At 61.7% G+C, this 11,863-nt stretch carries 6 protein-coding genes and 2 pseudogenes; 4 read left to right on the top strand and 4 right to left on the bottom strand.

Annotated elements, in window-relative coordinates; translation table 11 throughout:
* The first annotated feature begins 30 nt into the window (after positions 1–30).
* Positions 31–1,413, top strand: a complete 1,383-nt coding sequence (locus JN403_RS10415) for a carbohydrate porin (RefSeq protein ID WP_205486912.1) — start codon at positions 31–33, stop codon at positions 1,411–1,413.
* 113 nt (positions 1,414–1,526) lie between these two features.
* Entirely contained in the window at positions 1,527–3,959 is a 2,433-nt protein-coding gene (locus tag JN403_RS10410) for a glucose/quinate/shikimate family membrane-bound PQQ-dependent dehydrogenase (RefSeq protein ID WP_205486911.1), read from the top strand.
* Positions 3,960–4,133: 174 nt separating this feature from the next.
* On the opposite strand, the gene JN403_RS10405 is transcribed toward JN403_RS10410, so the two are convergent.
* The 4 genes and pseudogenes from JN403_RS10405 to JN403_RS10390 all read right to left on the bottom strand — a co-directional run bounded on the left by JN403_RS10405 (position 4,134) and on the right by JN403_RS10390 (position 8,486).
* Positions 4,134–4,565 carry a group 1 truncated hemoglobin gene (locus tag JN403_RS10405; RefSeq protein WP_205486910.1) on the bottom strand — a complete coding sequence of 144 codons (432 nt, stop codon included), beginning with the start codon at positions 4,563–4,565 and terminating at the stop codon, positions 4,134–4,136.
* Positions 4,565–5,455: a DUF3034 family protein gene (locus tag JN403_RS10400; RefSeq protein WP_205486909.1), complete on the bottom strand. Its 891-nt coding sequence runs from the start codon at positions 5,453–5,455 to the stop codon at positions 4,565–4,567. The genes JN403_RS10405 and JN403_RS10400 overlap by 1 nt, the downstream gene beginning before the upstream one ends.
* Positions 5,456–5,480: 25 nt before the next feature.
* Entirely contained in the window at positions 5,481–7,820 is a 2,340-nt protein-coding gene (locus tag JN403_RS10395) for a bifunctional diguanylate cyclase/phosphodiesterase (protein ID WP_205486908.1), read from the bottom strand.
* A pseudogene (locus tag JN403_RS10390) lies at positions 7,817–8,486 on the bottom strand (methylamine utilization protein). Before JN403_RS10390 ends, JN403_RS10395 begins: the two are co-directional and overlap by 4 nt.
* Positions 8,487–8,743: 257 nt before the next feature.
* On the opposite strand from JN403_RS10390, the pseudogene lon reads away from it, so the two are divergent.
* Positions 8,744–11,159: pseudogene (gene lon / locus JN403_RS10385) on the top strand (endopeptidase La).
* Between the two features lie 264 nt (positions 11,160–11,423).
* Positions 11,424–11,816, top strand: a complete 393-nt coding sequence (locus JN403_RS10380; protein WP_122536069.1) for a protease inhibitor I42 family protein — start codon at positions 11,424–11,426, stop codon at positions 11,814–11,816.
* Positions 11,817–11,863 lie beyond the last annotated feature (47 nt).

The raw sequence follows: 11,863 nt of genomic DNA, 5'->3' as shown, positions 1-11,863 counted from the left end.
CTCGAATAACTCAAAAAGACCTTACGCCTTATGCCCAGCCATCTGAAACGCCCGATCTGCATCCCGACCTGCAAATCGTCCCGAGCCCTTCGTCATGCCAGCACGCTAAGCCTGGCGGCGCTGGGGTTCGCGACCTGCGCCCACGCCGCGCCGGCGTTCGACAGCACGTCGCCGTGGATGCTGGGTGACTGGGGCGGCAAGCGCAGCGAGCTTTCCGAGCAAGGCTACGACTTCAAGCTCGACTCAGTCGTCGAAGTGGGCTCCAACCTGCACGGCGGCTACAACCATGACAAGGCCACCCGCTACAGCGACCAGTTCGCCCTCGGCGCGCACATGGACCTGCAGAAGATCCTCGGCTGGCACGACGCGGAATTTCAGCTGACCCTGACCAATCGCAACGGTGACAACATCAGCAACGACCGCGTGGGCGACCCGCGCACCGGCACCATTTCGTCGTCCCAGGAAGTCTGGGGCCGGGGCAACGTCACGCGCCTGACCGACCTCTGGTATCAGCAGAAATTTCTCGACCAGAAACTCAGCGTGAAGGTCGGCCGGTTCAACGAAGGCGAAGACTTCAACACCTTCCCGTGCGACTTCCAGAACCTGGCGCTGTGCGGTTCCCAGGTCGGCAACTGGGGCGGCGGCATCTGGTACAACTGGCCGATCAGCCAGTGGGCGATGCGCGTCAAATACCAGCTGAACCCCGAACTGTTCGTGCAGGTCGGTGCGTTCGAGCAGAACCCGTCGAACCTGGAAAACGATAACGCCTTCAAACTCAGCGGCAGCGGCACAAAGGGCGCGGTATTGCCGGTCGAAGTCGTCTGGTCGCCGAAGGTCAACGGCCTGCCGGGCGAATACCGCGCCGGTTACTACTACAGCACCGCCGACAGCAGCGACGTTTACAAGGACAGCAACGGTCGATACGCCGCCCAGAGCGGCGATGACTACGCCTCGTCGTCCAGCAAACACGGCATGTGGCTGACCCTGCGTCAGCAAGTTAACAGCGAGTCGAGCGACGACAGCCGCGGCCTGAGCCTGTTCGCGAACGGCACGCTGCACGACAAGAAAACCAACATGATCGACAACTTTGTTGCCCTGGGCGCGACGTACAAAGGCCCGTTCGACGCGCGGCCCGAGGATGACATCGGCGTCGGCATCAGCCGCATCCACGTCAACCCGGCGTACCGCAAGAACATCAACCTGCGTAATCAGGCCGCAGGCGTCTCGGATTACAACGACCCGGCGTTCCTGCCCGTGCAGGACACTGAATACAACGCCGAAATCTACTACGGCGTGCACGTCGCCAACTGGCTGACCGTGCGCCCGAACCTGCAATTCATCCGTCATCCGGGCGGCGTGAATCAGGTCGATGACGCGCTGGTCGCGGGGCTGAAAATCCAGTCCTCGTTCTGATCAGCTCCGCTCGTCCGTCTGCCTCCAGGCATCGGCATTGAAGGCATGGCTTAGCCGCCAAGCCTTCACGCCAACACGCGTTAATCATCACATCGTTACGGAGTACAACACTTATGAGCACTGAGGGTGCTTTTGGTAAGGGTCGCCTGCTTCCGAGCTTGCTCGGGCTGGTGATTCTGATAATGGGCCTGGCCTTGCTGGTCGGCGGCATCAAACTGCTGACACTGGGCGGGTCGCTTTACTACTTGCTGGCCGGCATCGGCTTCGCCATCACCGGCGTCCTGCTGATGATGGGTCGCAGCGCGGCGTTTGGCCTGTACGCACTGGTGTTGTTCGCCAGTACCGTCTGGGCGCTGTGGGAAGTGGGCCTGGATTGGTGGCAACTGGTGCCGCGTCTGGCACTCTGGTTTGCCCTGGGCATCGTGATGCTGCTGCCATGGTTCCGTCGTCCGGTCCTTCGTGGCCAGGTCGGCGATGCCGGTACTCGCGCACTGGGCGCCGCCGTGATTGTGGCGGGCATCGCCGCGCTGGCCAGCCAGTTCACCCACCCGGGCGAAATCAAAGGCGAGCTGGACCGCGAAACCGCCGGTACCACCAGTGCTGCGCCGGCCATGCCGGATGGCGACTGGCAGTCCTACGGTCGTACCGCTTTCGGCGATCGCTATTCGCCGCTGTCGCAGATCACCCCGGACAACGTCAGCAAGCTGGTGCCAGCGTGGACCTATCGCACGGGCGACATTCCAGGTCCGAACGATCCGGGTGAAACCACGGCCGAAAACACCCCGCTGAAAGTCAACGGCATGCTCTACGTCTGCACGCCGCACAGCCAGGTCATTGCACTGGACCCGGACACCGGCAAGGAAATCTGGCGCTTTGATCCGAAGATCAGCAGCGGCAAAGCAGCCAATTTCAAGGGTTGGGCGCACATGACCTGCCGTGGCGTGTCGTATCACGATGACGCCGCCTACGCTGCCACTGCTCCGACCGATGCTGCGGCGCCTGCGCAAAGCCCGGCCGCTCCGGCCGCTGCCACTGCCGCCAATAGCTGCCCGCGTCGCATCTTCCTGCCGACCGCCGACACCCGTCTGATCGCACTGAACGCCGACACCGGCAAAATGTGTGAAGACTTCGGCACCAACGGCTCGATTGACCTGAGCGCCAACATCGGCACATACGCACCGGGCGGTTACTACTCGACATCGCCACCGGCAGTGACCAAAGACCTCGTGGTCATTGGCGGTCACGTCACCGACAACGTTTCCACCGACGAGCCGTCGGGCGTGATCCGTGCCTTCGACGTGCACACCGGCCGTCTGGTCTGGAACTGGGACAGCGGCAACCCGGACGACACCACGCCGATCGCCGAGGGCAAGACCTACACCCGCAACTCGCCCAACATGTGGTCGATGTTCAGCGTCGACGAGAAGCTGGGCATGCTCTACTTGCCAATGGGCAATCAGATGCCTGACCAGTGGGGCGGTAACCGCACCGAGGCCTCGGAGAAATTCAGCGCCGGTCTGGTCGCGCTGGACATCGCCACCGGTCACGTGAAATGGCATTTCCAGTTCACTCACCATGACCTGTGGGACATGGACGTCGGCGGTCAGCCAACGCTGATGGACATGAAAACCGCTGACGGCGTGAAGCCTGCTGTTCTGGCTTCGACCAAGCAGGGCAGCATCTACGTGCTGGACCGCAGCAACGGTCAGCCCATCGTGCCGATCAACGAAATCCCTGTACCTCAGGGCGCGGTCGCCGGTGATCACACCTCGCCTACCCAGCCTAAGTCCGACCTGAACTTCATGCCGCCGCCGCTGAAAGAGCGCGACATGTGGGGCGTGACGCCGTTTGATCAGATGCTCTGCCGCATCGACTTCAAATCCCTGCGTTATGAAGGCCCGTTCACCCCGCCGTCGCTGCAAGGTTCGCTGGTGTACCCAGGCAACTTCGGCGTGTTCGACTGGGGCGGCATTTCGGTTGACCCTGTGCGTCAGATTGCTTTCGTGAACCCGAGCTACATGGCGTTCCGTTCCAAACTGGTGCCGGCGGCTGAAGTCGCAGGCGGCCCGGGTCGCAAGAGCGAAACCGAAGGCGTGCAGCCAAACAAAGGCGCACCTTACGGTGTGATCCTCGAAGCACTGCTGTCGCCAATGGGTCTGCCTTGCCAAGCGCCAGCATGGGGTTACGTGGCGGCGGTCGATCTGACCAACCACCAGACCATCTGGAAGCACAAAAACGGCACCGTGCGTGACAGCTCGCCGGTTCCGATCCCGCTGACCATGGGCGTTCCAAGCCTGGGCGGCACGTTCATCACCGCCAGCGGTGTGTCGTTCCTCAGCGCCACGCTCGACCAATACCTGCGCGCCTACGACGTTCGTAACGGCAAGCAGCTGTGGGAAGGCCGTCTGCCAGCAGGCGCCCAGACTACGCCGATGACCTACACCGGCAAGGACGGCAAGCAATACGTGCTGGTCGTTGCAGGCGGTCATGGTTCGCTGGGCACCAAACAGGGCGATTACGTGATCGCCTACAAACTGCCGGACTGATCCGCTTCACTGATTAGCGTCGTGCAGTAACAGAAAAGGCGGTCCCGAAAGGTGACCGCCTTTTTTCTGCGCATTGAAAAGGGGTTTAGGATCGCTAAAGGGGACTGATTTATTTACAACGCTTCACCGTAAATCAATCTGTCCCCGTTAACTCAGGGCCAAGAGACACCCCCCTTATTTCTCGATCACCTCCCCACGCTGGGGCGCCAGCCGGGCAATGAAGCGGTTCTGCGTCGTGACCGGAATGTGCTGCTCGTTCATCGCATCAATGAGGTTCTCGACCAGCGCATTGAAATCGCTGCGGCTGAGGTTCATGCCCTTGTGCACTTCTTCCAGCGAGTCACCTGTATACGTGCACGGCCCGCCTGCCTCGACGCAAAACTTCTCCACCAGTTTGTCGCGCACCCGGACGATGTCGACCTTGGCGAAGTATTTATAGATGCGGTCATCCTTCGCGATGTGCAGCAGCATGCCTTCGACGATTTTCTGAATCCCGGCGCGCTGTCCCAGGTCCTGATAAAGGCTGTCATCCCTGGCGGGCTGTTGGGCGCAACCCACCAGCAGCGACAGACTGAGCCCGACGATCAGCCACAACGACCGCCCCATCAGAAACTCCCCTGCACGGAAAGGTACGTGCCGTTCTGGTTATCCAGCGTGGCGATTTCACCGAGCCGGGCGTAGGCCAGCACCACGGAAACATGCTTGTTGGGGAACCAGCCGACGAAGAAATCCGCCCAGTCGCTCTCTCCGGCGAATGAGAGGTTATCGGGCTTCTCGCGGTAGTCCATGCCCACCGCCCAGTGCGGGTTGAACAAGATGGCTGCGCCGCCCTCTTTCAGCACGCTGCGGGTATCCCGTCGGTCGCCGCCGAAGCCCATCAATCCGGTTTCATTAGCGCGGCTGTAACGCAGGCCGGCGTTGACCACCACGTTGTAACCGAAGGCCGCGCCCATAAATAAACGGCTCGCCGTGACATAGCCCTCGACATCCGAATCCCGCTTGGCGCCCACCAGGCTGGGGATGAGGAAATCGTTCTGATGTTTGTATTCCAGACCTGCCGAGACCTGCGGCAACTGATCGTAGATCAGGTCGCCGAACAGGCGGACCTTCACGCCAAAAATGTCCTGGGTGAGGTTGTCTTCCGGAAGATTGAGCTTGCTGACCAGTGAGCCCAGATCGAAGCGCTGGTGGGCGTAGGAAATCTCGACGCGATTACCATAGGAAGCCGCAGCGCCAACCACATCCAGGGTGTAGTCCGGCAAGTCGACGTGGGTGGCGAACGCGTTGCCGCCCCACTCGCCTTGCTCGTCATACCCGGCCAGCATGGCCCAGGGAATGATCCCGCCGCCTGCGCCGCCTTCGATGCTGCTGGCGCCGCCCGTGGCAATCAGTCGTCCCTGTTCGGCTTCAGCCGCTGGCGCCAACCACGTCGCGCAGGCTCCAACCACGCTTGCCAGGACCACGGGGTTCAAATACGTCGAAAGGCTTCGTGCCATAGATCGTTGTTCCATCAATGCACCGTCATGCGTGGGGGAGCTGGGACTGCGCGATCCAGGCTTCGAATGCGCTCGCACTCAGCGGCCGGCTGATCAGGTAGCCCTGGGCGGTGTCGCAGTGCCAGCGCTCCAGCAAGCGCAGGCTATGGTCGTATTCGACGCCCTCGGCGACCACCTTCAGACCGAGGTTGTGGCTCATCTCAATGGTCGAGCGCACGATCACGGCGTCTTCACTGGTTTCATCCAGATCGCGCACGAAGGACTGATCGATCTTCAGTTCCTGCACCGGTAGCCGCTTAAGGTGCGCCAGCGAGGAATAACCGGTACCGAAATCATCCACCGACAGGCTGATGCCGAATTCGCGCAGGCGATTGAGCACTTTCAGCGATTGCTCGGGCTCGCGCATGATCGCGCTTTCGGTGATCTCGAAAATCAGCTGTTCGGCCGGCACGCGGTACAGCTTGAGCAGCGCAGATACGCGGTCAGCCAGATTGCGGTCCAACAGGTCGTCCGCCGAGATATTCACCGAGACCTGCAGAATCAGACCGCGCTGGGCCCATTCGGCCAATTGGCGCAGCGCCTCTTCGATCACCCAGTTGGTGAGAATCTGAATGCTGCCGGTGCGTTCTGCGAGCACGATGAACTCAGCCGGCGATACCGAGCCGAATTGCGGGTGCTGCCAGCGCAGCAAGGCTTCAGCCTGGGTGACCCGGCCATTGCGAATGTCCAGTTTGGGCTGGTAATGCAGTGAAAGTTCGCCGTTGCGCGCCGCCAGACGCAGGTCGCGGATCAGGCTGATCTGGCGCAAGTGAGCCACATCCCGCCCGTCCACATAGACCTGCAGACGTCCCGGCAACTGCGCCGCATCCTGCCGGGCGATGGACGCACGTCTGAGCAGCTCGGTTGCCGAATCGCCGTTGGCCGGGTAGGCCGCAATGCCGATGCAGGCGTCCATCGCAATGTCCTGCTCGCCGATGCGTTGCGGCTTGATCAGCAAACCCTGCAGCCGGTCAGCCACCGCGACGGCGCTGTCGGTTTCAGCGTTTTGCACCAGCAACAGAAATTCGTTATCGGAGAGCCGCGCCACCGTATCGCCGGGACGTAGCGGCAATTGAAGCTGCGCGCTGATGATTCGCAGCAGTTGCTCAATGCCTTCGAGCCCGACGTTGGCGCTGATCGCGCGGAAGTTATCGATGCCCAGATAAAGCAGGGCCACTGGCCGCTGAGCAACCACCGCACTGCCCAGGCGCTCCATGACCAACGCGCGATTGGGCAGACCGGTGAGCGGATCATGCAGGGCGTTGTGCGCCAGTTGCAGCTCACGCTCGGCGATCCCGCTCTGCATCGAATTGATGGCGCTGGCGAGCAGCCCCAGTTCGTCCCTGCGATCCAGCACCACGGGCGTGGCGTAATCACCTTCGCCGATACGCCGCGCCGCCTGGGCCAGGGCACTCACCGGTCGCGACAGGCTGCGCGCCAGCAACAACGCGCCGACCAGCGAACCGGCCAGGGCGACGACGGTGATCCAGAACAGCGTCTTGTCCAGCGGCGCGAACGCCTGCATGGCCTGATCCAGCGGGCTTTGCAGCAGGGCCACGACCTCGCCGTCGCCGCCGCTGATGCTCCCCAGCCGCAGGGTTTTGCTCAGAAAACTCTGGCTCTGATGCTCGGTCATCTGCATCTCGTCGCTGGGCGGATTCATCATCACGCTGCGCAGGCTGTCAAACAACGGCGCCGGCTGGGTGCTGATCATCTGACCCGGCTGCTTTTGCACGATTGACAGAAACGACACCTGCAAACCGCTCAACGAGCGCAGTTCCTGAGCCAGATCACCGTCCATGCTGAAACCCATCACCACGCGGGCGATCGGCAGCGGTGCGAGCACGGTGCTTTCCACCAGCAAGTGAGGCTGGCCTTGCAACGGCACGATCAGCATCGACTGATTCTTGCCCTTGAGCTCACGCAACGCCTGGATGTACGGGAACGGCGAGCCTTCGGGAATCGGCGCGACAGTACTGGCCATGACCGTGCCGTCCATGCCAAGCAGGAACATGTCATTGGCGTTGATTCGGGCGCCGTGGTTGAGCAGCACCGAACGAATGGTCGCCGAGTCCGTTGATGCCACGGCATCCCGGAAGCCGAAATCGGTGGACAGTAATTGCACAGCGTCGCGCAGCCGCTTGCCGCGCATTTCCAGCAAGCCTTCAAACACCCGGGTGCCGACCTCGAGCTGCGCTTGCGCCTGTTTGCGCACGGCGTCCTGGGTCGCGGCTTTCACCGCGATAAACACCGCAAAGACGACGATCAGCAGCAGCATGATCAACACGCCGGCAATTCGCGCCTGAAAGCTGATGCGCAGCCTCATTCGTGGGCCGCTTTATGGAAGGCATCGCCGAACGCGCTGGACGGCGGTGCGGCGGGGTGGCATCACCGCCAGGCTGCACAGCGATGCTGAACCGCTGTTTGAGGCCGCCGGCCGGAATATCGATGTAGCCACCGGACACCGGCAGCATGTCGGGGGCTTCCGGGTGCCAGAGGGTGACGGCGTAGTGACCGGCGGGCACTTGATCCAGGCTCAGGGAGCCCTTGTCATTGCTCACGCCGAACCAGCCATCGTCGGTGACGTACACGTAACCGATCATGTTGTCGTGCACGTTGCAGCCGAGCACGACCACGCCCGACTTGTCGAACAGCACAGGGTCCGACGGCGTGCCGCCATACAGCCGCAGCTCGAAGCGTTTGGGCGTCGAGAATGAATACACCTGATGGCGAATGTGATCGCTATTGGGAAAACTGATCTCTGTGCCGGTGCGCACCGTTAGCACGTGGGGGCAAATTGCACATCACGCTGGTCCATGTCGGCTTTCAGCGACACGGCAGGGGGCGCAGTGGCGCCGCGCAGAGTGAGCACCGCGTCCGGGAGCGGATTGCCCTTGGCATCAACGAACTCGGCGGTCAGGCTGGCCGCACCGGCAAGGGTGCCCTGCAGCACGGTTACAACCAGCAACAATGAAATTAAAACGTGGCGCATGACAGATGTTCCAGAACGCGAGGCCGGCAGAGAGCCTTCTTGGCAATGATTTTCAGCGTAGCCCACGGATCGGTGGTCAGCGATTTCAGCCGGGCGTCCAGCAGAGCACTTGGCCGTTACTGATGGGAGGCAACGGGCTGGCGCAACGCCGCACCTGTTTTTGAAACGCCCCCTCCGTTATTGCTATCGACCGCCGCTATTGAAACCTGAGGCCATCCGCCCCATCTAAGGCTCATCTCCATTTATGCAGGTGCCCCATGAGCGACCAGCAGTCCGACGCCAACCAGCCGCACCCCGACGACGACCACGAGCACGAAATCCTCGGTTCTGACGGAAAGAGCCTCGCCCTGCCCGGCCAGAATCTGCCGGATCAGGTGTACATCATCCCGATCCACAACCGTCCTTTCTTCCCCGCGCAAGTGCTGCCGGTCATCGTCAATGAAGAGCCCTGGGCCGAAACGCTGGAGCTGGTCAGCAAATCTGATCACCACTCGCTGGCGCTGTTTTTCATGGACACCCCGCCCGACGACCCGCGTCATTTCGACACCAAGGCACTGCCCGAGTACGGCACGCTGGTCAAGGTGCACCACGCCAGCCGCGAAAACGGCAAGCTGCAGTTCGTCGCCCAGGGCCTGAGCCGCGTGCGCATCAAGACCTGGCTCAAGCACCATCGTCCGCCGTTTCTGGTGGAGGTCGAATACCCGCACCAGCCCAACGAGCCGACCGACGAGGTCAAGGCCTACGGCATGGCGCTGATCAATGCGATCAAGGAGTTGCTGCCCCTCAACCCGCTGTACAGCGAAGAGTTGAAGAACTACCTCAACCGCTTCAGCCCCAACGACCCTTCGCCGCTGACCGACTTCGCCGCCGCCCTGACCTCCGCCACTGGCGTCGAGCTGCAGCAGGTGCTCGATTGCGTGCCCGTGCTCAAGCGCATGGAAAAAGTCCTGCCGATGCTGCGCAAGGAAGTGGAAGTCGCGCGCCTGCAGAAAGAGATCTCCGCCGAAGTGAACCGCAAGATCGGCGAACACCAGCGTGAGTTCTTCCTCAAGGAACAGCTCAAGGTTATCCAGCAGGAATTGGGGTTGACCAAGGATGATCGCAGCGCTGACATCGAACAGTTCGAAGAACGTCTGGTGGGCAAAACCCTTCCGGCACAGGCGCGCAAGCGCATCGACGAAGAGATCAACAAGCTGTCGGTGCTGGAAACCGGTTCGCCGGAATACGCCGTCACTCGCAACTATCTGGACTGGGCAAGCTCAGTGCCGTGGGGCGCGTATGGTGATGACAAGCTCGACCTGAAACACGCGCGCAAAGTGCTGGATCAGCACCACGCCGGCCTCGACGATATCAAGAGCCGCATCCTCGAATTCCTCGCCGTCGGCGCCTACAAAGGCGAAATCTCCGGCTCCATCGTGCTGCTGGTCGGCCCGCCGGGGTGGGTAAAACCAGTGTTGGCAAATCGATCGCAGAATCTCTGGGCCGTCCGTTCTATCGTTTCAGCGTCGGCGGCATGCGCGACGAGGCCGAGATCAAGGGTCACCGTCGCACTTACATCGGCGCCCAACCGGGCAAGCTGGTGCAGGCGCTGAAAGACGTGGAAGTGATGAACCCGGTCATCATGCTCGACGAAATCGACAAGATGGGCCAGAGCTTCCAGGGCGACCCTGCCTCGGCGCTGCTCGAAACCCTGGACCCGGAACAGAACGTCGAATTCCTCGACCACTATCTGGACCTGCGGCTTGATCTCTCGAAGGTGCTGTTCATCTGCACCGCGAACACCTTGGATTCGATCCCCGGCCCGCTGCTGGACCGGATGGAAGTGATTCGCCTGTCCGGCTATATCACTGAAGAAAAGCTCGCCATCGCCAAGCGCCATCTGTGGCCCAAGCAACTGGCCAAGGCCGGCGTCTCGAAAAACAGCCTGATGATCAGCGACAGTGCATTGCGCGCGGTCATTGAAGGGTATGCGCGAGAAGCCGGTGTGCGGCAGCTGGAAAAACAGCTGGGCAAACTGGTGCGCAAGGCCGTCGTCAAGCTGCTGGACAACCCGGACACCGTGGTCAAGATCGGCCCTAAAGAGCTGGAGGCCTCGCTGGGCATGGCGGTCTTCCGCAACGAACAAGTGCTGTCGGGCACCGGCGTGATCACCGGTCTGGCCTGGACCAGCATGGGTGGCGCGACGCTGCCCATCGAAGCGACGCGCATTCATACGCTCAACCGCGGCTTCAAGCTTACCGGCCAGTTGGGCGACGTGATGAAAGAATCCGCCGAAATCGCCTACAGCTACGTCAGCTCCAATCTGGCGAAGTTCGGCGGCGATAAAAGCTTCTTCGACGAAGCCTTCGTTCACCTTCACGTGCCTGAAGGTGCGACGCCGAAAGACGGGCCAAGTGCCGGTGTGACCATGGCCAGCGCGCTGCTGTCCCTGGCGCGTAACCAGGCGCCGAAAAAGGCGTGGCGATGACCGGTGAACTGACCCTGACCGGGCACGTACTGCCCATCGGCGGCGTGCGGGAGAAAGTGATTGCGGCGCGTCGGCAGAAGATTTACGAGCTGATCCTGCCGGAAGCCAACCGCGGCAACTTCGAAGAACTGCCGGATTACCTGAAAGAGGGCATCACCGCGCACTTCGCCAAACGTTTTGCGGATGTGGCGAAGATATTGTTTTAAGCACTTCCTGCACGCCTGGGGACAAACGCTGTTCGGAGGACGACGGAACGCTCAAGGACGAGGCGCACACCCTGTAGGAGCCGTCTTGCTGGCGAACGTTGTTAGTCAGTCATTGAGGCAGTGGCTGACACGCCCGGTTCGCCAGCAAGCCGGCTCCTACGGATTCCAGATTCCTCCCGGGGCTTGGAGCCGTTTTAGCTTCCCGGTTTCAGCTCTGCCATCTTCGGTTATTCTCTCTTTACGTTGCCTAAGACCGGAGCCTTCATGACCCCTGCCCGCCTGCTCGTCCCGCTCAGCTTCAGCTTGCTTGCCGCTTGCGCCCAGGCGCCAAAACAGATCGTCTCCCTGGACGATCAGCAAGACTGCCCCCTCACCCTCAAAACCGGCCAGACCCTCATGCTGATGCTGCCCAGCAATCCCACGACCGGGTACCGCTGGCTGATGCAAAATCCTGCGCCGTCCATCCTGAGCAGCCTAGGGCCTGAGGTGTTCAATGCCTCTAAAGATGTCGGGCTGGTGGGTGAAGGCGGTCAGTCGGTCTGGCGCTACCGAGCGGCCAATCCGGGCTCGGGCCACCTCATGATGGTCTACCAGCAGCCCTGGGCGCCGGAAGTGGCGCCGGAACGCACTTTCGATTGCGTCATTACGGTGAACTGATCGCCTGCTGACGACACGGCCGCCCCCGCAGGAACGTCCGTGCCGGC

This window comes from Pseudomonas sp. 15A4 (assembly GCF_016925575.1).
Taxonomy (GTDB): Bacteria; Pseudomonadota; Gammaproteobacteria; order Pseudomonadales; family Pseudomonadaceae; genus Aquipseudomonas.
Note: the sequence above shows the minus strand (reverse complement) of the source record. Positions and strands in the feature narration are given on the sequence as shown.